This is a genomic window from Flammeovirgaceae bacterium SG7u.111 (assembly GCA_034044135.1).
GTDB lineage: Bacteria > Bacteroidota > Bacteroidia > Cytophagales > Flammeovirgaceae.
This window is the reverse complement of the sequence record CP139021.1, coordinates 5,470,670-5,491,269: the sequence shown is the minus strand read 5'-3', so window position 1 is coordinate 5,491,269 and position 20,600 is coordinate 5,470,670. Positions and strand designations below refer to the sequence as shown.

At 39.7% G+C, this 20,600-nt stretch carries 15 protein-coding genes; 6 read left to right on the top strand and 9 right to left on the bottom strand.

Going from position 1 to position 20,600, the window contains the following annotated elements; translation table 11 throughout:
- The first annotated feature begins 150 nt into the window (after nucleotides 1-150).
- Nucleotides 151-717, top strand: a complete 567-nt coding sequence (locus R9C00_21345) for a hypothetical protein (GenBank protein ID WPO34248.1) — start codon at nucleotides 151-153, stop codon at nucleotides 715-717.
- A 1-nt stretch (nucleotide 718) separates the two neighbouring features.
- Here the strand turns inward: R9C00_21345 and R9C00_21340 are convergent, their stop codons facing one another.
- From R9C00_21340 to R9C00_21325, 4 genes are all read right to left on the bottom strand, one after another.
- Nucleotides 719-1,246 carry a hypothetical protein gene (locus R9C00_21340; GenBank protein ID WPO34247.1) on the bottom strand — a complete coding sequence of 176 codons (528 nt, stop codon included), beginning with the start codon at nucleotides 1,244-1,246 and terminating at the stop codon, nucleotides 719-721.
- A 129-nt stretch (nucleotides 1,247-1,375) separates the two neighbouring features.
- A complete protein-coding gene (locus R9C00_21335) occupies nucleotides 1,376-1,804 on the bottom strand; it encodes a hypothetical protein (GenBank protein ID WPO34246.1) in 429 nt (142 codons plus the stop codon).
- A 46-nt stretch (nucleotides 1,805-1,850) separates the two neighbouring features.
- Complete coding sequence (locus R9C00_21330; GenBank protein WPO34245.1) at nucleotides 1,851-2,519, bottom strand: HEAT repeat domain-containing protein; 669 nt, start codon at nucleotides 2,517-2,519, stop codon at nucleotides 1,851-1,853.
- Nucleotides 2,491-2,958, bottom strand: a complete 468-nt coding sequence (locus R9C00_21325; GenBank protein WPO34244.1) for a hypothetical protein — start codon at nucleotides 2,956-2,958, stop codon at nucleotides 2,491-2,493. Before R9C00_21325 ends, R9C00_21330 begins: the two co-directional genes overlap by 29 nt.
- Before the next feature lie 234 nt (nucleotides 2,959-3,192).
- On the opposite strand from R9C00_21325, the gene R9C00_21320 reads away from it, so the two are divergent.
- Nucleotides 3,193-3,957, top strand: a complete 765-nt coding sequence (locus tag R9C00_21320) for an MBL fold metallo-hydrolase (protein WPO34243.1) — start codon at nucleotides 3,193-3,195, stop codon at nucleotides 3,955-3,957.
- 55 nt (nucleotides 3,958-4,012) lie between these two features.
- On the opposite strand, the gene R9C00_21315 is transcribed toward R9C00_21320, so the two are convergent.
- Nucleotides 4,013-4,273: a YtxH domain-containing protein gene (locus R9C00_21315; GenBank protein WPO34242.1), complete on the bottom strand. Its 261-nt coding sequence runs from the start codon at nucleotides 4,271-4,273 to the stop codon at nucleotides 4,013-4,015.
- 201 nt (nucleotides 4,274-4,474) lie between these two features.
- Between R9C00_21315 and R9C00_21310 the strand changes: the two genes are divergently transcribed.
- Nucleotides 4,475-4,858 (top strand): RidA family protein, encoded by a 384-nt coding sequence (locus tag R9C00_21310; protein ID WPO38784.1) that lies wholly within the window; start codon nucleotides 4,475-4,477, stop codon nucleotides 4,856-4,858.
- Here the strand turns inward: R9C00_21310 and R9C00_21305 are convergent.
- Complete coding sequence (locus R9C00_21305) at nucleotides 4,839-5,510, bottom strand: TIGR04282 family arsenosugar biosynthesis glycosyltransferase (protein ID WPO34241.1); 672 nt, start codon at nucleotides 5,508-5,510, stop codon at nucleotides 4,839-4,841. The genes R9C00_21310 and R9C00_21305 overlap by 20 nt on opposite strands.
- A 277-nt stretch (nucleotides 5,511-5,787) precedes the next feature.
- On the opposite strand from R9C00_21305, the gene rpoB reads away from it, so the two are divergent.
- Nucleotides 5,788-9,657 carry a DNA-directed RNA polymerase subunit beta gene (rpoB, locus tag R9C00_21300; GenBank protein ID WPO34240.1) on the top strand — a complete coding sequence of 1,290 codons (3,870 nt, stop codon included), beginning with the start codon at nucleotides 5,788-5,790 and terminating at the stop codon, nucleotides 9,655-9,657.
- A gap of 123 nt (nucleotides 9,658-9,780) precedes the next feature.
- Here rpoB and R9C00_21295 read toward each other — a convergent pair whose 3' ends face one another.
- Entirely contained in the window at nucleotides 9,781-10,632 is an 852-nt protein-coding gene (locus R9C00_21295; GenBank protein ID WPO34239.1) for a prolyl oligopeptidase family serine peptidase, read from the bottom strand.
- Between the two features lie 72 nt (nucleotides 10,633-10,704).
- Complete coding sequence (locus tag R9C00_21290; GenBank protein WPO34238.1) at nucleotides 10,705-13,257, bottom strand: glycoside hydrolase family 2 TIM barrel-domain containing protein; 2,553 nt, start codon at nucleotides 13,255-13,257, stop codon at nucleotides 10,705-10,707.
- A gap of 213 nt (nucleotides 13,258-13,470) precedes the next feature.
- Between R9C00_21290 and R9C00_21285 the strand changes: the two genes are divergently transcribed.
- The gene (locus R9C00_21285; GenBank protein WPO34237.1) at nucleotides 13,471-14,691 is read left to right on the top strand and encodes a family 16 glycosylhydrolase; all 1,221 of its coding nucleotides are present in this window, start codon (nucleotides 13,471-13,473) and stop codon (nucleotides 14,689-14,691) included.
- 84 nt (nucleotides 14,692-14,775) lie between these two features.
- On the opposite strand, the gene R9C00_21280 is transcribed toward R9C00_21285, so the two are convergent.
- Complete coding sequence (locus R9C00_21280) at nucleotides 14,776-18,231, bottom strand: two-component regulator propeller domain-containing protein (GenBank protein ID WPO34236.1); 3,456 nt, start codon at nucleotides 18,229-18,231, stop codon at nucleotides 14,776-14,778.
- 1,354 nt (nucleotides 18,232-19,585) lie between these two features.
- Between R9C00_21280 and aqpZ the strand changes: the two genes are divergently transcribed.
- Nucleotides 19,586-20,269 carry an aquaporin Z gene (gene aqpZ, locus R9C00_21275; protein WPO34235.1) on the top strand — a complete coding sequence of 228 codons (684 nt, stop codon included), beginning with the start codon at nucleotides 19,586-19,588 and terminating at the stop codon, nucleotides 20,267-20,269.
- Nucleotides 20,270-20,600 lie beyond the last annotated feature (331 nt).

Below are 20,600 nucleotides of genomic sequence, written 5' to 3'. Positions count from 1 at the left end.
GGCTTTTTAAATGAGATTATTGGATTTTTAAACTTTAGGTTAAACTATGGAAAGGCATTGAAGCCCAATTTTCCTTTTACTATATTTGTATGGAGAGAAATTGCTAACAAACACTTTAGGCAGGATTATTTAATATAGCCTTACGATATTATGCACGAAATAGAGCCTTACATAAGGTGGAATAAGTACTATGTTTCGCATCTGGATGAGAAATCCCCGTTTTTTGGGAAGGAGTACCAAGACAGGTATTCTGAGGCAATTTATGGCTATTACATCCATCCGTTTTGGGATTTTATCGGCTCGGAAACACTCTATTTGAAGATCCTTTTTGCTCACTATGAGCAAGGCTATGTGGTGATAGAAATGTTGGGAGAATGGAACGATACCCTTCACAACGATGTGATGTTTTTGAAGCGGAACATAATAGATCCGATGGTAAAAAAAGGGATCAACAAATTCATCCTTATAGGAGAAAATGTAATGAACTTCCACGGTTCGGACGACTGCTATTACGAAGAATGGTTTGAAGACGTAGAGGAGGGGTGGATTGCTGCGGTCAATTTTAGAGAATTTGTGGTGGACGAATGGAAGAAGTACAATATAGACTGGTACATCAACTTTGGTGGAAATCTGGAGATAGATAACTGGCGTACCCTTAAGCCTACCGTTTTTTATGAAAAGGTGGACCAAGCCATCACTCGAAGGCTCGCTATGTGATTTATTCTATTTCCTTGCAAAGCTTTTTGAGGATTTTCCCGCCACGGTTGCGAAGTCCGGGCGAGGCGTAGGGGAGTAGGTCTTCTATCACCAGTTTCAGTTCATTTTTGAGCTCGGGGAAATGCTGGGAGACATTGTAGATCACCGTCATAGAAAAGGCCTTGATGGCAATGGGGCTGTTGTTGTCCATCAGTAGTTTGAAACATTGGTCAACTGCTTCGCCGTGCAGCTCCGTGGGAATATCTACCACTTCCATGATGTGCACCGTATTTCTCACCACTGCATCGTGTACAGGTTTGTCCAGCAGGTTGATCATTTCTGCCAAATAGGGCAAGATCAGTTTTTTGAGGTTATATTTCTCGAAGGTAGTATAAAGCGCCCAGGCTGACCGCTGCTGTACTTTTGGTTCACCTTTTAAGAATACCTCCATTAGTTCAGCCAAACGTTCTTCGTTTTCGCCAATGTACTTGGCTATTAGTAGCATTTGCTCTTTCGAGTGTTCTTCCAGCAGTGCTTCCTTAATGTTCATTTGTGTTTTTGATCTTTCAAAAAAATAAGACTTGAGAGGGGCGTGTAGCCTTGTTCCAAAGGTATTGGATTTTTGGTGTTGGGGCAAGGAGTTTTTTTAGAGAGAATTTAGATTTATATGGTGGCTATTTTAGTTTTTACTATACCGTATTCCAATTGAACTAAAGCCTCCTTTAGAGTCATAATTTACCCATGTTTTTCCCCAATGAAAATCTCTTTCATTGCCCAGCTCTTTTTTTAGCCATTTTTGATGGTGTTTCAGTTTATTTTGTTCGGCTTGTTTATTCCAAGAATTCCACGAAGGATTTAATTCGAATGGGTTATCTTGAATTATGAATGATAGCTCAACTAACTCTTTATTCAGAAAGCATAAAGAGAAGATAAAACAGTTGCCTCTTACCTTCACATTTTTTACATCAAGCCATACCCAACCATTCCCCATATCCCGAATTTCTTGTTGTTTACTAAGGTGCTGGTTTTCTACTGCTTCAAGTATTGAAAAGGGTTTTAAGCTGAAAGAGTCACTCAGTTTTATATTCCTATTATTTTTATCAATCATTTTTGACTTTTTGGAGCTGAAAATGTTCTTAAAGAAAGGCATAGGTCTATTTTTTTTCTTCTTCAATCCAAATAAAATACCTTTTACCAAAATCCCTATGCGATTCATTGTCTGATTCCATGAAGTATTTGGCGGTTGCTTTCATCTTCTTGTAAACTTCAGTAAAATCATAACCTTTGATCATGTAGTAGTCATCATTTCTTAAGGGACTTATATCTATTAAAGAACACATGGAGGTAAATCTAATCTCCTCATTTTTATCTTGAATGCCCTCCATTAATATTTGAATAGCTTTTTCCTTTTTCAAATTAAGGTTAGTATTTCTTCCAATTGCCCAAATTACATTTCTTCTTAGTTTTGAATCTTTTGTGTGTGCATTTTTAAACAGTTTGTTCAGACCGATTTCTCCCATAATACTTAGCGCCCATGCTGCTCTATCAATAACAATGGCTTTATCTTTTAACAATTTCACCATAAGGTTTGCAAGTTCATCTGTGGGCTCAGATAGCTCTTTTGAAAATTTATCAATAAGGTAATAAAGAGCGGAGAATCGTACCCGATAATCTGCATTCTCAAGTTGTGAAACAAGAATATTGAACAAGGTATCGTCAAAAAAGGTGGGGTCAGCATCTTGAATTACTTGATGTTTTTTATCCACCGAACCTTCTCTAATAATATTTATGAACTCATCTTTTGTCATTTTTCCTATACTCATTTTTATAGATACGTACCATACATCCTTTATTTACAAGGCTATTAAAAAAATCGAGTACACTACTAAATGAATCCTCAAAATATTGGGTTAAGTGATGTAGGCTCTCTGTTGTTCTTAGAAAATCATAGAAAAAATACGGGTCTAAATTTTCTATAAATTCGTGATCTCCAAGTGAGACTTCAATTTTTTGTCCTGTTACTCTATTTTCAAAAAGGCAATGCTCTCCATGAATAAAAAAATCCCAACTGTCATTTAATGTGTCTTTCCCATTCAATAATTCCGCATCTTCAATTAAGTGATATTCTCCTCTTTTGACCCTTTCAATCTCAGGTTGAGAAGTTTCTATTATAAGTTTTTGGATAAGCATTCTAGCAGTAAGCACAAAAGTATCCATTGCTTTTATCAATTCGTGCTCAATCTCTTCTGTGATTATATTCATTAAGGTTCAATATAAGTCTTATTAGCAATTATAGCCCAATAGTTTGATACTTGATGGCTTGTCTCCCATAGGTAAAAAACAATTTACTCTTGGATTGACACCATTTCCTCTTTCCAGAAACCTTCCTGCCGCACAGGCTGTTTGTATTTGGAGATTTTTACCTAATTTCGAGAAGTTCTGAAAACCTGCGAGGTTGAAGGGCTTTGATTGTTGGAGACTTAACTTATTCATATTTTGAAGGTGACTTTTTTGGGGACAGGTACCTCCCAAGGCGTACCGTTTATTGGCTGTGAAGAACCAGTTTGCTTATCGATAGATTTTAGGGACAAAAGGCTGCGCTCTTCTATCATGATAGAAGTGGACGGACAGAATATTGTAGTGGACACTGGTCCGGATTTTCGCCAACAAATGCTTCGTGAGCATGTAAAAAAATTAGATGCAGTTTTGTTTACGCATCATCATAAAGATCATGTGGCAGGGCTGGACGATATCCGCCCGTTTTATTTCAGGCAGAAAAATGATATTCCCGTTTTTGCCAACCAAGAGGTGATAAAGCACCTGAAAATGGAGTATTCCTACATGTTTGCGGAAAATAAATATCCAGGGATTGCTTCGGTAAATATCAAGGAGATTTCAGCCGAGGAGGAGTTTTATGTGGGAGAGACCAAAGTGACGCCTATTGAGGTGATGCACTACAAGCTGCCAGTACTAGGTTTCCGAATCAAAGATTTTACCTACATCACTGATGCGAAAACGATAAGCGAAAAGGAGATGGAGAAGATAAAAGGGACAAAAGTATTAGTGCTGAATGCGTTGCAGCCTCAGTCCCATATTTCACACCTCACTCTCGATGAGGCATTGGCAATAGTGGAGCAAATACAGCCTGAAAAAGCCTTTTTTACGCATATAAGCTACCGGATGGGCTTTCATGAAGAGATGTGCAAATCATTGCCAGAGCATATCAACCTTGCCTATGATGGGCTGAAGTTGAAAATATAAACAGGGCAGTGGGCAAACAAAAAGGGGGATGGTGTAAGCCATCCCCTTTTTCAAATTACTTTTGAACCAGTCTTTTGCCCCGTTTGGCAATGGTATTGAGGTTGCTTTCCACATCCTCGGTGATGTGGTCAAAAGAATCTTTTCCTTTGTCTACAAGCTCTTGGAGGTCGTCATTCAAGTCTCTTAGTTTTCTGTTGATTTTCTTTCTGGTTCTTTTTCCTTTGTCGGGTGCCATAAGAAGTGCGGTAGCAGCTCCTACTGTTGCGCCAAGTAGGACGCCCACAAAAAAAGTCCCAATATTATTACCATTGTCCATAATACATTTGGTTTATAGTTTTACAATTAAAATTCAATTAATACGCTTCAATCCCCTTGTTTATAAATGTTACGGGCTTTCTTGAGCATGGTTCAATATACGGAATATTTTAAGAACGGTTTGGATGATATCTGTAAAGTTTTCAAGGATTTTCTCTAATTTCCCCAATTCAAACTCAATTTTAAAAATCAAAACAACATTCTGATGGCTAACATAATAAATACCCCTAAAGCAGGCCAGCCTATTGGCCCTTATAATCAGGCCGTGATGGCGAATGGTACTTTGTATGTGTCGGGCCAGATTTGCATAGATGGCAGTACTGGCAAACTTATGAACAAAGATGTGGAAACTGAAGCTCACCAAGTGATGAAAAATCTAGGCTTGATTTTAGAGGAAGCAGGGCTAGGTTTTAAGAACGTAGTGAAATGCAGTATCTTCCTTGCCGATATGGCAAACTTTGCTGTTGTAAACGAAATATATGGATCTTATTTTGACGGAAAATACCCCGCTAGAGAAACCGTGGAGGTAAGCTGTTTGCCTAAAAATGTGCAGGTAGAAATTTCCCTCATAGCTGTGGAGGGTTAGCTCGGCTTACTATTTCTTTAAACTCCTTATATAGCCAATCACAATTTTGCAGGTCATCGTAAGTATCCAGGTCGCTTAGCTCTTCTAGCAAATGATAGGAGAGCCCAGCTTCTTGGAAATCGGAAATTGTGAGCTGCAAAACGCTTGGCGTACTCCATGGTTTGTTCAGAAACGCTTGTTCAAAAGGTTTTTTCAGGCCTATGAGATAATACCCGCCATCCAAGGCTGGACCAATTACGGCGTCGTGAGTGTCTAGGCTATGAAAAGCCTCTTTTATAATTTCCTCGGTTATGTACGGGCAATCACTGCCGATGATCGCCACCTTTTTTGCTCCTCCTGTAAATGCAGATAAAAATGCACCAGCCATTCGAGAGCCTAGCCCATCGCCACGTTGTACAGCCTTTTCAAATGACTGGTTTGACCAAAGGTCTTCGTAGTCTATTTTTTGGTCGTACCAAACTGATTTTTTGAAGGGCAGTCCTTTAGTAGCTTCTTGGGTGTAGGCTAATAACCTCTTATATAATGTAAGTGCGATAGGGGGGGAAGTTTCGAGAGCTAATCGGGTTTTTACATGTCCCATTTGAGGGTTTTTTACAAAAATAATTAGTTGCTCATTTGTACTTGGTGTCATGGAGGAGGGTTTGTAAGCCATTTTTTATATCTGCTATAAACATAACACTACCTGTTCTAAACTGTTTCGAATTTTTGAACCGGCGTATTAGTTGTGTTTTTAACAATGTAAAATTGTTGTATTGCTCTTGTGTGAAATAACCTTTATTTAATAAATATAGATATTCCTTTGTGTTTTAGTGGGAATAGGTTTAATTTCGCACGTTAATTCCCTATCGAAAACACGTGTCCTAGGGCACGGTATGTCGTACGGAATTGAGTAACAGCGTATTTTCTTAAAACCAAAAAATAATAAAACCTTGGTGACTACAGACGGAAGGAAATCTTTTGCATCAATTAAAAAAGTGTTGGACTATCCTGATTTTTTGGATCTGCAATTCAGATCTTTCACGGATTTTTTCCAATTAGATACACCGCCTGAGAAGCGAATGAAAGAAGGACTCTACCAAGTATTTGCAGAGAACTTTCCTATTTCGGATTCGAGGGAGAATTTTGTGTTGGAATTCATCGATTACACTGTCGATCCGCCTAAATATTCGGTGGATGAGTCGATAGATCGTGGTCTGACCTACTCTGTTCCATTGAAAGCTAAGTTGAGGCTTTCTTGCAACGATGAGGACAACGACGATTTTGAGACTATAGAGCAAGAAGTGTTCTTGGGGAATATCCCATACATGACTGAGAAAGGTTCGTTCGTGATCAACGGTGCCGAAAGGGTTATCGTTTCACAGCTTCACCGTTCTCCAGGGGTGTTCTTTGCGCAAAGCAAGCACACTAACGGTACAAAGCTTTATTCTGCTAGGGTAATTCCTTTTAAAGGTTCTTGGATTGAATTTGCTACTGATGTGAACAACGTCATGTACGCTTACATAGACCGTAAGAAAAAGTTCCCTGTAACTACATTGCTTAGGGCAATTGGTTGGGGTTCTGACAAAGATATTCTTGATCTTTTCGGTCTTTCTGAGGAAGTAGAGGCCAACAAGAAGAACCTTAAAAAAGTAGTTGACCGTAGGTTGGCTGCAAGGGTTTTGAAGACATGGACTGAAGACTTTGTAGATGAAGATACTGGCGAAGTTGTTTCTATCGACCGTAACGAGGTATTGATGGAAAGGGATTCGGTAGTTACAGAAGAAGATATCGACATGATATTGGATTCTGGTGTTTCTTCTATCATCCTTCACAGGGCTGATATCAACATCGCCGATTACACCATTATCTACAACACGCTTCAAAAAGATAACTCAAACTCTGAAAAAGAGGCAGTTGAGCAAATCTATAGGCAACTTAGGAACACTGAAGCGCCTGATGAGCAAACTGCTCGTGATATCATCCAAAACCTTTTCTTTAGTGATAAGAGGTACGATTTGGGTGAAGTTGGTCGCTACAGAATCAATAAGAAACTTAATTCTGATACTGATATTTCAACTAAAGTACTTACCAAGGTTGATATTATCAGCATCGTTAAATACCTCATCACGCTTATCAACTCAAAAGCGGTAGTCGATGATATTGACCACTTGAGTAACAGGCGTGTAAGAACGGTAGGTGAGCAGCTTTATTCTCAATTTGGTGTTGGTCTTGCAAGGATGGCAAGGACTATCAAAGAGAGAATGAATGTGAGAGATAACGAAGATTTCAAACCTGTTGATTTGATCAACGCTAGGACACTTTCTTCTGTGATCAACTCATTCTTCGGTACTAACCAACTTTCTCAGTTCATGGATCAGACCAACCCGCTTGCCGAGGTAACTCACAAGCGTAGGGTTTCTGCACTAGGTCCTGGTGGGCTTTCTAGGGAAAGGGCTGGTTTTGAGGTGCGTGATGTTCACTACACTCACTACGGTCGTTTGTGTACGATTGAGACTCCTGAAGGACCAAACATTTGTCTTATCTCTTCTCTTTGTGTTTATGCGAAAGTAAACTCAATGGGCTTTATCGAAACTCCTTATAGAAAGGTAGGTAATGGTAAAGTAGATATGACGGAGCAGGTAGAATATTTGAGTGCTGAGGAGGAAGATGATCACTTTATTGCTCAGGCAAATGCTCCTTTGAGTGATAAAGGTGATTTTGAGAACAGCATTGTAAAAACCAGGTTTGAAGGCGACTTCCCATTGAAAGGTCCTGAGGATGTTTCTTATATGGATGTTGCTCCTAATCAAATTGTATCGGTTGCGGCATCTATGATTCCTTTCTTGGAACATGATGATGCTAACCGTGCCTTGATGGGATCGAACATGCAGCGTCAAGCAGTTCCATTGTTGAGAGCTCAGGCTCCTATAGTAGGTACTGGCTTAGAAGGTAGAGTTGCTACCGATTCTAGATCTGTACTAAGAGCAAAAGAAGATGGTGTAGTTGATTTTGTTGACTCTACAGTTATCAAGATCAAATACGACCTTTCTGATGATCAGCAATTGGCTAGCTTCGATGACGAAGTAGTGGCTCATCCACTTACTAAATTTAGAAGAACCAACCAAGATACTTGTGTTAACTTGAAGCCACTAGTAGTTAGAGGTGACAAAGTGAAGAAAGGACAAGTTCTTTGTGATGGCTACGCTACTGAAAAAGGTGAGCTTGCACTTGGTCGCAACATGATGGTTGCATTTATGCCGTGGCAAGGGTACAACTTTGAGGATGCTATTGTAATCTCAGAGAAAGTAGTTAGAGACGATATCTTTACTTCAATTCATATTGATGAATTTGAACTAGAAGTTAGAGATACTAAACGTGGAGAAGAGGAGCTTACTTCTGAAATTCCTAACGTAAGTGAGGAAGCTGTAAGAAACCTTGACGAAAACGGTATTATCCGTGTAGGTGCTGAGGTGAAAGAAGGAGATATCCTAATTGGTAAGATTACTCCTAAAGGAGAAAGTGATCCTACTCCTGAGGAAAAACTTCTTCGTGCAATCTTTGGTGATAAAGCTGGTGATGTGAAAGATGCTTCAATGAAAGCTTCTCCGTCACTAAGAGGTGTGGTAATTGACACCAAGCTTTTCTCAAGACCTAAGAAAGATAAAGATTTAAGAGCTCGCTCTAAGAAAGAGGTTGAAAACCTAAAAGCGAAATTTAGCAGAGATTTGACCGCTGTGAAAGAGAAGATGGTCAGAAAACTGGTAACCTTGCTAGAAGGTCATACTTCTTTAGGGGTAAGGCATAAGTTTGGTGAAGAGATCATCAGTAAAGGTGTGAAGTTCAACGAAGCTAATATTAGAGCGAACCTCTTCCCAGAGGAGAACCCATACAGAGATGAAAGTAACTTTGCAGTAGATGCTGAGTCTAACCTCATCGCTGATGTGTTGCTTGACAACTGGACAGAAGATGAAAGGGTAAATAATTTGATTTCTGATATGGTGAAAAACTATATCAAGAAACGTAATGAAATTACTGGTTTCTTCAAACGTGATAGGTTTACTCTAGAAGTTGGAGACGAACTTCCTGCAGGTATCGTAAGATTGGCCAAAGTTTACATCGCTAAGAAACGTAAGTTGAGAGTAGGTGATAAAATGGCGGGTCGTCATGGTAACAAAGGGGTTGTAGCCAGAATAGTAAGGGATGAGGATATGCCATTTCTTGATGATGGAACCCCAGTAGATATTGTATTGAACCCACTTGGTGTACCTTCAAGGATGAACATCGGTCAGATCTATGAGACTATTCTTGGATGGGCTGGTTTGAAAATGGGTAAAAAATATGCTACTCCAATCTTTGACGGAGCTACTGAAGAAGAGGTGAGCAAAGAGCTTGAAGAAGCAGGTTTGCCAGCATTTGGTAGAGCGTATCTTACCGATGGTCTTTCTGGAAACAGATTTGACCAGCCAGTAACCGTAGGTGTGATTTACATGCTGAAACTAGGTCACTTGGTAGATGATAAGATGCACGCCCGTTCAATCGGACCATACTCGCTTATTACGCAACAACCTCTTGGTGGTAAAGCACAATTTGGTGGTCAGCGTTTTGGAGAGATGGAAGTGTGGGCACTCGAAGCATTTGGTGCTGCCAACGTACTGCAAGAGATTTTGACTATCAAGTCGGATGACGTAGTAGGTAGGGCAAAAGCTTACGAGGCTATTGTGAAAGGTGAGAACTTACCTAAACCAAATATTCCTGAATCGTTCAATGTATTGGTTCACGAACTTAGAGGTTTAGCACTAGAGATTACAATGAGCAACTAAGTCTCTTAAAAGAGAAGTTTATATCGAAAGCCCTGAAGAAATTCAGGGCTTTTTTGTTGCCTTTTGCATTCGGATGAAGGTTTTTTGTACTGGTTCGTTTATAAAGCTAAAATCAGGATGAATTCAGGGGGCATGAGTATATTTTATTGCATGATATTTTATGAAATCAGCAATCAACCTAGGATTCTCGATAGGGTAATGGTGACCTTCCGATTTCTGCTCGCCTTCTGTGCAAGGGCTTACCATTGCCGAACCACCCAGACGGATGTATTTATTGACCAATAAAAAACTGTTCTCTTCAGGAGGGACAACTTTGTCTTGCAAGCCCACAGTATGCAAAATGGGCACTTTTGCTGCTGCCAAAGCTTCAAGATTATCTATTGGGTTATCGGCAAAAGCTTTAGTTTCTTCATCCGACCCAAATCCATATTCAGCTTTTAAGGTCCGCCAATCGTTTCTACTACCTTTACTATTGCCAAAGCCTGCAGGCCAGCTTTTAAAATCACAAACAGGTGCATCGGCATAAATGCAGGCTATTTTTTCAGGGTTTTTCTTTGCCCAATTGTAGACGAAAAGACCACCTCTGCTATGGCAGGAAAGTACTACCTTTTTTTGGAGTTGATAAGTAGTGGTCATATACTCATAAAAAGTATTCCAAACCTCTCCTGCTTTTGGGCTTCCAAACTGGTTGTCGGTATTGATATAGGCAATATGGAAACCTTCTGAAACCAAGAGACTATCTAATTCGGAGTGATAATCAGGGAAACGGGCTCGCCAAACCCAAGGCTTTTCATTGAGAGGTTTGGGTGGAATGATCAATCGTACATCTCGTTTATCTAGAGAAAAGTCAAGGCGCTTGAAGCCTTTCCATTCAGACTCTTGCATTTCTTCTGTTTGAGATTGGCAGCTTAATGTGGCAAATAGAAATAAAGCGAGTACTAGAGAATAATAGCGCATTGGAGATAGGTTTTTCATAGAAAAGCAGAAGCATTTGAACTCTTTATATCGAGCCAAACTGCTTCTGTATGAAGATAGGGAATTTCAATCTTACTTCACAAGAATAGATAAGGCTTCAGACGAAGCGCCTTCACTTGTTGCGCTAATACTTACTGTTCCTTGCTTTTTAGTAGCTTGAAGTATCACAATTGCTTTTCCTTGGTGGGTCTTGATTGTAGTTGATTTATGAGAACCGACATAACGCTCCCAGCCATTGTCTACACCAATGTTGTTTATTTCACCTGTAATATCAAATGCTATTTCTTGATCTGCATCGGTTACCAAAATACCATTTTCATCAAGTAGTTCGGCTGTTACCACCGCTACTTCATATCCATCTGCATTCAATGTAGATTTGCTAGTGTTTAAAATAATTTTGGCAACTTTTCCATTGGTATTCAAAGAGTATTCGGTAGCTTTTTCACCGCCATTGTACCCCACTACTTTCAATTCGCCTGCGCTGTAGGGGACTAACCATTTGATGATGTTATCCTCTCCGAAGTCAGAACGTTTTTGTTTGCCCAACGAACTGCCATTTAAGAAGAGTTCTGCTTCTTCACAATTGGTGTAGGTTTGTACGACAATAGGTTCATTATCGGTATATTTCCATTTGGGGTAAACCTTGTACCATTCCCAATGGCGCAATTGAGCCCAATAAGGAGGTTTGTAGTAGTTTATGTCAAACTTCCAATCATCGTCTTTTGTGTAAGAATATTCTGACTCCTCTGTAGGAGTGGTTACAGTATATACTTTCGGTGTATCTATCCAAAGGCATTCGAAGAAATGTCCTCTTGGGGTTTTGAAGCCGGCATAGTCGAAGAAAGAAATTTCTAACCCTTTGCGAGGCCAAGGACCAGCTTCACCAAGGTAGGCGAACCCTGTCCAAGCAAAAATCCCTGCTACAAAGTCGCGCTCTAAACAGTTTTTCCATTCCGAATATGCCCCCCAGTTTTCCGAACCCAGTATTTTTAGGTCAGGATATGCCTCGTGAGCAGCATCGTATTCGATGGCACGGTAATTAAAACCTAAAACATCCAAAGTTTGTGCATAACCACTTGCTAGCGCAATAGAAGGGTGAACGCTTCCTGCAGTTACAGGGCGGCTTGTATCCATTTCCTTTACCCAATCGGCTAAGCGTTTGGAAGTTAAAGCTAAGGAATCGACTCCTCCTGTATTTTTATCAAATGCAGTTTTAATTGTAAGAGAGTCGTAATTGGGTGAATAAGCATAGTACTCTCTTTTGCCATTTACGTCAGTATACGTTTTTGCATAGTAGGGAAATGTCCATTCTATTTCATTTCCAATACTCCACATAATGACAGAAGGGTGGTTAAAATCTCTCAATATCAAGTCCTTCAAATCCTTTTCAGCCCATTTGTTAAATACTTCTGGATAGGCTCTGGCTGCTTCTTTTGGTGCTGCATTATCGCCCACATAAACCAAGCTTTTTCCTTTAGGATTGCTCCACTCATCAAAAGCTTCGGCCATTACGAGCATGCCCATTTCGTCGCAAACTTCCATAAGCTCAACGGCATGTGGGTTATGAGATAAACGCACTGCATTGACACCTATCGATTTTAATTTCTCTATTCTATACACCCAAATACCTTTGGGAACGGCAGCGCCAACTGCGCCTGCATCGTGGTGTAAATTCACGCCTTTGATCTTCATCCATTCCCCATTCAAGGAAAAACCTTTATCCGCATCGAAGTTAAAAGTACGAATACCAAAGCGTTCACTTGTTTCATCCACCAAATTCCCTTTTTGCAATACCTTCACATGGAGTGTGTAAAGACTAGGGGTGTCTATCGACCAAAGCTTTGGTTTAGCTATTTGTACCTTGGTGTTGTTATCCTTTAAATCACTACTTGCTACCGCTTGTTGGGCTTGCGCAACCACCATCCCATTAGGACCTGAAATGGTATAATTCAATACGATTTCTTCTAAATCTTCTGCCCCATCATTTTGGAGTTTTGTTTTGATATTTACCTCGGCAAGTTGCTCTGAAACGGAAGGGGTGGTGATTTGCACGCCCCATTGCGCAACATGGAGGGGAGCAGTTTTTATAAGTTGCACCTTTCGGTAAATCCCCGATCCGCTGTACCAACGTGAGTCCACGTACGTAGTTCTGTCAACCTTTACCGCTATCACGTTATCAGTGCCATCAAATACCAAATGATCGGTGAGGTCATAGCTAAATGTGCTGTAGCCATAAGGTCGAGTGCCCAGCAAATGACCGTTGATCCATACGCTGGAGTTGTTGTACACTCCATCAAACATCACGCTCACTATTTTACCTTCGTCGGATGGGAATAGCTTGAATTTCTTTCGGTACCAACCAATGCCTCCGGGTACAAACCCAGTACTGGCAGCAGTATTTTCTTGTTGGTATCCCACTTCAATGCTCCAGTCGTGAGGTAGGCGTACATCAGTCCATTCGTTGTCTGGGAAATCGGCAGATTGGGAGCTTTCTACATCGCCCAAGTGGAATTTCCAATCGAAATTAAAATCTTCGGTAATTCGAGGGGTGTTATCTTGCTCTGTCTTACAGCAAGTGAGCGCTAAACATGCGAATGAAATAAAAAATAGTCTTTTCAAATCCATTGTATAAAGTATGTGAAAAAGTGTTTTCCACTACAACTATAGTAAGTAAGCTCAAGAAAAGTTAGTTAAACGTTTTAAATCGAGCTTTGTATTGGTTGGGGAGGAGAATCTATTTGCGCAATCGGTTGTGTTTTCCTTTTGCTCAATCGGAATTACATTTACTTGAGCAGAGGCAGGAATGCTTCCGCATGTTTTTTATTAATCAAAACGTAAATGAAAATGTATCCGACTTCACAACTCAAGAAAGCATTACTTACCGTAGTATTGATCTCACTCAGCACTCTTTTACATGCCGATCCTCCAGAACCGCCAGTTGGTTTTAGGTGGGTGTTGCAAGCTGCTTTTTCAGATGAATTTAATGGAACAAAACTGGATCAGAACAAATGGTTCGACCATTATCCAGGTTGGGAAGGGCGTGCGCCAGCCCGCTTCGAACCTAAAGCATTATCAATGAAAAATGGCAATTTGGAAATCAAAAGTGGAGTGCTAGATAAACCCAAAGGGAAATACACTATGTATGGAGGTGGAATTGTTTCTAAATCTTCCGAGGCGCATTTTGGCTATTATGAATGCCGCGCCAAAGCTTCAAAAATTGCGATGTCTACCACATTTTGGATGTCGAACGATAAAGTGCTTTTTACAGAAAAAGGAGATTGTGCAAATGATAAGTATAGCCAAGAGTTAGATATTCAAGAGTGCATTGGTGGCGGAACTGTTCATCAAAAATTTCGCAACGGAATGAATAGCAATACGCATTACAGGTATATAAAATGCGGAGAAAAGAAAGAAACCTTTTTCTCGAAAGGAGCTGGGACTTTCCTGAATTCTGAGGTGTCAGACGAATACCATACCTATGGAGCTTGGTGGAAAAGTCCGGAAGAGGTGGAGTTTTATGCCGATAATGAGTTTTTTGAAATGGTGAAAGTTACCAAAGAGATTTCCGATAAGCCATTCGACCGTCCTATGCACGTAAACATGGTGACGGAGACCTATAACTGGCAACCGGCTCCGAGCAATGAAGATTTGGAAAATGATGAGATCAACACCGCTTATTATGACTGGGTACGTGGCTATAAACTTGTTCCAATAAATGAAAAATTCGATCACCCAATTTCAGATGTAGCTATTTATAAAGACTTCATCACCGTATCGGATATTTCAGAGAATATTTTTGATACGAAAACTTTGGAACTGGTTTATACCTATTCCAATAATGAAAACACGAAGATCGTATTTAAGATAATTGAAGGGAATAAGAAAATGGTGACCAAGCAGGAATTAACTGTAGATGCTTACCATGGTTTTGGAAAAGCAACGCTCTCCCTTCCACTTAGCTTTACTCCAGAAGAGGGCAAGCATTATAAGGTAGAGGCTCAGCTATTAGGAAAAGGTGGAAAAGTGCTTGATGAAGTAAGGTATGATGTTTCAAGATAAAAAAAATGAGCGCTTAAGAGTATTACAAATAGAAGCCATCACAACAAATTTGCTGTGATGGCTTCTTTATTTTTTTTAAATATGCTAGATCTGAACTCCGATTACCGTAATATCATCCCGTTGTTGTTCTTCTTCCTGATGGGCTTGCAATAGTGTTTCCAAGCTAATTTGCTGTAGTTCCATTGGCTTGCCAAACTGATTGAAAATTGCATTCATGAACCTTTTAGTGCCAAACCTTCTTCTGTTAGGATCATTCTGGTCAATAAAGCCATCTGTAGTTAAGTAAAAGCAATCTCCTGGTTCTAGCTCTATTTCTAAATCAGAGAAGCTTTTTCCACTGATTTTGATCCCGCCAATGCTACTGCGGTCGCCTTGCTCTCTACAGATAGATTCAGCTTCTTTTTTACAATAGAGTAGGGGTGTTTTTGCACCAGCATAAGTCACTTTAGTATTTCCATTGGAGAGTTTCTCTATTCGGCAAACGCCTAAGTCCATTCCATCCCGGTTTTGTCCTTCTTTCTGTTTAAGCGCATCTACTACAAACTGATCCATGCAGGCTAAAATTCGGGAAGGTTCTGTTTCCTTCATTTCATTCACTATCCTATTGAGGAAGGAGTTGCCCAGCATGCTCATGTATGCGCCAGGTACGCCATGTCCAGTGCAATCAACCACAGCCAAGAAAACACTATCTCCCTGTTTGCTATACCAATAAAAATCGCCCGAAACAATATCTTTAGGTTTGAAAATGAGGAAAAAGTCTTTTAGGTCTTCTTTCATTTCCTCGGCAGATGGGAGGATGGCTTCTTGAATTCTGCGGGCATAGGTGATGCTATCGGTCAAGGCTTTATTCATATCTGCAAGCGCTTCATTCTTTTTGCCAACTATAATGTTGGTATCCTCCAAATAATCCCGCTGTACCTGAAGCTCTTCTGCCATTTGGTGAAGCTCTTCGTTTTGTGCCTTTATTTCCTCTTGTTGTTTTTGGAGGTTATCATTTGCTCCTTTAAGCTCTTGGGTACGAACACTTACTTGTTTTTCAAGCTCTACTTGCCTTTGTTTCAGATGTTTGGTTCTTACTATGAAAAACAATATACCACTTCCCAAGAAAAGTATTGCTGCAATGGTTCTGAACCACCATGTTTCCCACCAAGGGGGTAGGATCGTTATTTTTAGAATGGCAGGTAGCTCGTTCCATATAGCATCATTGTTAGATGCTTTTACTATAAACTCATACTCTCCTGGATCTAGGTTGGTATATGTAGCAGAACGTTGGTTGCCTACATAATTCCAGTCTTTTTCTAATCCATCTAACTTATAAGCATATTGGTTTTTTTCAGGAAGGTCGAGGTTTAGTGCAGCAAATTCTAAGGTAAAAACGGACTGGTCGTGCGTGAAGGTAATCTCTTTTGTTCGGCTTATACTTTTAGTAAGAGGTGAGTTTTCTTGGTTCAGCCCAACTGGTGTGTTGAAAATTTTCAGGTCGGTAAAAACAATGGGAGGTAAGAATAAATTATCCTGTATTTTGCTAGGATCAAGGATATTGAACCCATTGTTTCCTCCAAAATACAGCTTCCCGTTCCTACCTCTATGGCTGACTCTTTTCTTGAATTCTTTGCTCTGTATCCCATCGTCTACCGAGTAGGTGCGGAAATTTGGTTCCGTAGGGGAATTGATCCCATCTATAAATTTCACCAGCCCGTTATCCGTACTGACCCATAAGTTTCCTTCATCATCCTCTTCCATGGCCATGATATTATTACTTGGCAAACCATTGTCAGTGAAATAGGAAATGTTGATACCCTTTTCCTTGTTGATATAGCAAAGCCCCGACTCATAGGTACTTACCCATACATCTCCATCCTTACCTTCTTTCACAACATCAATAATCTGCCCCATCTGCGCTAGATAGGGTTTTATTTGTTCGTCATAAACTGTGACCTCTTTTGAGTTTAAGTCTGCGCTTAAGAAGTTATAGCTTCTCCCTTCTTCTACGGCATAGATAACCCATGCCTTGTTGTTTTTATTAATGTGGAAGAAATGGATATTTTCGGGCAACTTTATTCCATAAGCTTCCTCAAACCCAATAAAATGATTTTTTTTAGGATCAAACACCACTATTTTTTCCCCACTCAAAACCGAAATAATATTTTTGTTATCTTCTTGGATCTGTACTACTTCATTACTAGGTAGGGAATTGGGGTTGGAAGGGTCGTGAGAATACAAGATTGAAGTATTCCAGTCAGGAGATATTACATTAATGCCTTGCATATAAGTATGGATCCAAATTCTATTTTGCTTGTCCTCAAAAAGAATCATGACTGCATTTTCCTTAAGTAGGCCGGGCTTGTTGGCAGATGAGTAATATTTGAAAGTTTCAGTTTTTGGGTCAAAGGTATTTATGCCTCCTCCATCGGTTCCAAGTAATATTTTTCCAGCTTCAGTTTCCAATATGGAATGAATCTTACCATTGTTCAATCCAGTTGGGCTAGCCTTGTGGTGGGTGATACTTTTGTCAATTTTACTGTAGTAATTTATTCCCCCGTTGTACGTACCCAACCAAACCATTTGGTTTATTTGGTCATAAAATAAGGTATGAATAGAAGGGCTCAGAAGGCTGTGTTCATTTGTGATACTTGTGCTGAAATAGTGAAATGTGCCTGTTTTCAGATCCATATAATGGTAGCCAGAAGAAGTGCCTATATATAAATTGTCTTGGTCACTTGCCAAACTGATTATATTATTGTTGTTCAGTGCTTGGCTCGGTCTTGAAGGGTCGGCTAGCAAAGAGGAAAAAGTATCAGTTACAGGATCATATTTGCAGAGTCCATCGGTAGTGCCTATCCAAATATTTCCATCTTTGTCCTCGGCAAAATCTTTTATAGTATTCCCAATAATCGAATTACTGTTATTGGGGTCATGTGAATAGTTCTCAAATTTGGCAGAACCTTTTTTCAGTAGGCTGATTCCTATTTCTGACCCTATCCATAAGTTTCCTTTCGAGTCTGTTTTGAGTTTTTTTATGTTGTTCTTAATAAGACTGTTAGGATTGTTTTCATCGTGAACATAGCTTTCAAAAGCAAGTGAGTTAATATTGAACCTGTTGAGTCCATTTTCAGTGGCTATCCAAAGCGTACTGTCACTTTCTTCGGCAATTGAGAACACTCTGTCGCTACTAATGCTTTTGGGGTCATTTTCATCGGTATGAAAGGCTGTAAAAGTTTCTGTATCCCTATCAAATTTATAGAAGCCATGGTAGGTTCCCATCCAGATGCCGCCGTTGTTATCCTCTAAAAGGCAGAGGATAGAATTATTGTGCAATCCGTTTATGCCGTCATTTTTGAAGACTTTGATAGAATATCCGTCGTATAGGTTCAATCCTTCCATAGTACCTATCCAAAGATATCCTTGATTATCTCTCAAAATTGATAATACCCAACTATTGGAAAGCCCGTCGTCAGTGGTGATATGTCTAAATTTAATATTTTGGGCAGATGCCCCTAAGGCGATAAGAAGGAAAAATAGGAGTAAAGTTTTTCTCATTTTAATAGATGGTTTTGAGCATAAAGGGCACTTATATCTCATTAATAAGTAGCTGTTATACTGGTTGGCCTCGGTATTGTTTGCAAAAGTTAAAATGCTAAGCCAATGAATATGATATCGTCTTGTTAGTCTTCTTTGTCTTGATGCCTGTTTAATGCGCTTTTCAGCGCTTTTTGCAGGCATGCCAACGGACTTGTCACGTTTTTTTCTAACGTTTCAATTAGCTTTTTTGTACCAAGAACATCTCCTTTCTATATTATTTTGATCTACTATTCCACCGCTAAAGAGCTAGAAGCTTGCGCCAGAAATTAAGGAAACTTGTACTTTTGGATAGGCTTTTTCCTTGAAGCTTTTGATAACTAAAATTCCAATTATTTCTTCTCCAGAATACAGAGGTAGATAGATGATGGGTTCGGAAGCTTACATTAAGTATTTGTGCAGGGGAGAACTTTGGCTTCCTATTTCTACAGGCTTATTAAAAGATCCTCGCCCTTTGGGTAGGGGTCTTTTAATCGAAATACCCAGTTTGCTTTATCACTCGTTTGGATAACCTATAAGTGGGTAAGTAGAAATTTGGTAAGAGGAGCTGGGGGCTTTCTGGTTCTCCGAATCCACAGTTTTGAGGACTTCGTCTGCCTGGGGAGAGGGTGTTTTGCTAGTAAGGCTTTGGGTCTGATAGGCCTGTTTTCAAAGCCGCCACCGCAGTTAGAGCAAACATTTTGGAGGACTTCAGTTGCACATTCCCTACAAAAAGTGCATTCGAAACTACATATCATTGCTGTCGAGTGGAAGTGCTTTGCCACAACTTTCACAACTTTTTCTTATCTCTAGCATTGTGCCTCTTTTTAATGACTCACTCTAGTTTTAACTCTACACACTAAACTTCTTTCCTAATCTATAAAGTTTTGTTGACGGCTAAAAATTCCCATTCAAAAGTAAGAATTCCGGTTCACGGTTTTTCGGTTCTCTACCAATAAGAAACTCTGCATCTTTGAAGTGTAAAAAAAGCAGAAGCAAAGAGAAAAAGAGATTTTCATGTTTAGAGTTAGATAAGTTTTAGAGAGGTATTTGGAAAGGTTCGCCATATTATGGCGAACCTTTTTTTGTTGTTTTAATTTTTGATATCCCTCTCTTAATACTCTTTTTTGGAAATAGAGCAGTGTATTAAGTTTACTATAAAAAAACTGACTACCTATTTGAGATTGAGCAGAATTACGTATATTCATAACAAACTTTCAACTGACCACTATTTTCTTCAACCAGCAATTAAGGGGCTTTTTAGCCTACAATGAGTGCTGTGGTCACTCAAAATGACATATTTTTTATTTCCATTATTTAACCAAAACAAGGAAAAATGAAGAAATTAGTCGCTGAATTTATTGGAACTATGTGGTTGGTGTTGGGCGGATGCGGAAGTGCCGTGTTGGCCGCTGCCTTTCCCGAGCTGGGCATTGGTTTTGTTGGTGTTTCATTCGCTTTTGGTCTTACGGTGGTGACCATGGCATATTCAATAGGTCATGTTTCAGGTTGCCATTTGAACCCTGCCGTATCGGTCGGGCTGTTTGTAGGAGGAAGGTTTGAGGGCAAAGATTTGCTTCCCTACATAGTAGCACAAGTTCTAGGTGGACTGGCTGGTGCAGGTATCCTCTATCTTATTGCCAGTGGTAAGCCTGGATTCGAACTAGGTGGTTTTGCTGCTAATGGCTATGGCGAACACTCTCCAGGGGGCTATGGCATGACTGCTGCCCTCGTAACGGAAGTAGTCATGACTTTTATGTTTTTGATTATTATTTTGGGCTCAACTCACTCCAAAGCACCGAAAGGTTTTGCTGGGTTGGCTATCGGTTTAGGTTTGGTACTTATCCACCTGATCAGTATTCCCGTTACCAATACTTCGGTAAACCCTGCCAGAAGTACCAGTCAAGCCATTTTTGTAGGAGGCTGGGCTATTGGTCAACTATGGCTTTTTTGGATAGCCCCTATCATAGGTGCTACGTTAGCAGGTATCGTTTACAAATTTGTCTCTCCTGAGGAATAGGTCAATTCTTCAATTTAGGGTTTTGAAGCCCCATAACCAAATAGTTATGGGGCTTATTTTATGCTGGAACAGAGCCTTGATAAGCTTGGCTTAATGGAAGGTAAGGCTTTGCTAATTGAGAATATTTCCCCTTTTTATAAAGAACTACAATATAATAACGGCCTTTTGACAAAAGTCGAGATATATAATTGCTTTAGCTGTGTGTTGTGTAATTTTTTGGAAGTAATGAATTGTAACAATACTGCTTTTATTAATGTACTATTCTTATATTTTTCTTGATTACCTTTACATAACAATGTTTATTTATTTTTTAAGAGTATTGTTATGCAAT

What these genes read in the sequence shown, in the direction of transcription:
- R9C00_21340 (WPO34247.1), bottom strand. Translation starts at nt 1,246, where the DNA reads ATGAACATTAAGGAAGCACTGCTGGAAGAACACTCGAAAGAGCAAATG.
- R9C00_21330 (WPO34245.1), bottom strand. Translation starts at nt 2,519, where the DNA reads ATGAGTATAGGAAAAATGACAAAAGATGAGTTCATAAATATTATTAGA.
- R9C00_21345 (WPO34248.1), top strand. Translation starts at nt 151, where the DNA reads ATGCACGAAATAGAGCCTTACATAAGGTGGAATAAGTACTATGTTTCG.
- R9C00_21285 (WPO34237.1), top strand. Translation starts at nt 13,471, where the DNA reads ATGAAAATGTATCCGACTTCACAACTCAAGAAAGCATTACTTACCGTA.
- R9C00_21280 (WPO34236.1), bottom strand. Translation starts at nt 18,231, where the DNA reads ATGAGAAAAACTTTACTCCTATTTTTCCTTCTTATCGCCTTAGGGGCA.
- R9C00_21315 (WPO34242.1), bottom strand. Translation starts at nt 4,273, where the DNA reads ATGGACAATGGTAATAATATTGGGACTTTTTTTGTGGGCGTCCTACTT.
- R9C00_21305 (WPO34241.1), bottom strand. Translation starts at nt 5,510, where the DNA reads ATGGCTTACAAACCCTCCTCCATGACACCAAGTACAAATGAGCAACTA.
- R9C00_21290 (WPO34238.1), bottom strand. Translation starts at nt 13,257, where the DNA reads ATGGATTTGAAAAGACTATTTTTTATTTCATTCGCATGTTTAGCGCTC.
- aqpZ (WPO34235.1), top strand. Translation starts at nt 19,586, where the DNA reads ATGAAGAAATTAGTCGCTGAATTTATTGGAACTATGTGGTTGGTGTTG.
- R9C00_21325 (WPO34244.1), bottom strand. Translation starts at nt 2,958, where the DNA reads ATGAATATAATCACAGAAGAGATTGAGCACGAATTGATAAAAGCAATG.
- R9C00_21335 (WPO34246.1), bottom strand. Translation starts at nt 1,804, where the DNA reads ATGATTGATAAAAATAATAGGAATATAAAACTGAGTGACTCTTTCAGC.
- R9C00_21295 (WPO34239.1), bottom strand. Translation starts at nt 10,632, where the DNA reads ATGAAAAACCTATCTCCAATGCGCTATTATTCTCTAGTACTCGCTTTA.